Origin of the sequence: Rhizobium ruizarguesonis, from assembly GCF_012349115.1 — a bacterium.
GTDB lineage: Bacteria > Pseudomonadota > Alphaproteobacteria > Rhizobiales > Rhizobiaceae > Rhizobium > Rhizobium ruizarguesonis.
The window spans coordinates 1-435 of record NZ_PQIG01000042.1 but is presented as its reverse complement, the minus strand read 5'-3'; the positions used below and the strand labels follow the sequence as shown (position 1 = coordinate 435).

Below are 435 nucleotides of genomic sequence, written 5' to 3'. Positions count from 1 at the left end.
TGTAGATGACGAAGTCCTTGTTCTTGATCCAGTCGAAGTGGAAGCTCGTCCAGCCAAAATGGTGCAGCGTCTGTTCCAGTCCGAGGCCTGGATCGAGGAACCATTTCCAGGCAACGCCTGTGACGATGAAGGAAAGCGCCATCGGATAGAGGAAGATCGGCCGCAACACGCTCTCACCGCGGATCTTCTGGTCGAGCAGGATGGCGAGGAACAGGCCGAGCGCCAGGCAGATGCCGATATAGAGAAAGCCGAAGATCGCCATGTTGGTGATCGAGGTATACCAGGACGACGGCGGATCGCTCTCGAAGGTCCAGCGCCACAGCCGCTGATAGGCGCGTGCTCCGGTCAGCGCATAGGAGGGAAAGGTCTTGGAATTGGTAAACGACAGATAGGCCGTCCAGACGATGAAGCCGTAGACGAAGATGATGGTGATGA

The 435-nt window shown here is 56.8% G+C and carries 1 protein-coding gene; it reads right to left on the bottom strand.

Annotated elements, in window-relative coordinates; translation table 11 throughout:
• Positions 1-435, bottom strand: a 435-nt coding sequence (locus C3Y91_RS38850; protein ID WP_168575110.1) for a carbohydrate ABC transporter permease, incomplete at both ends; no start/stop codon positions are given.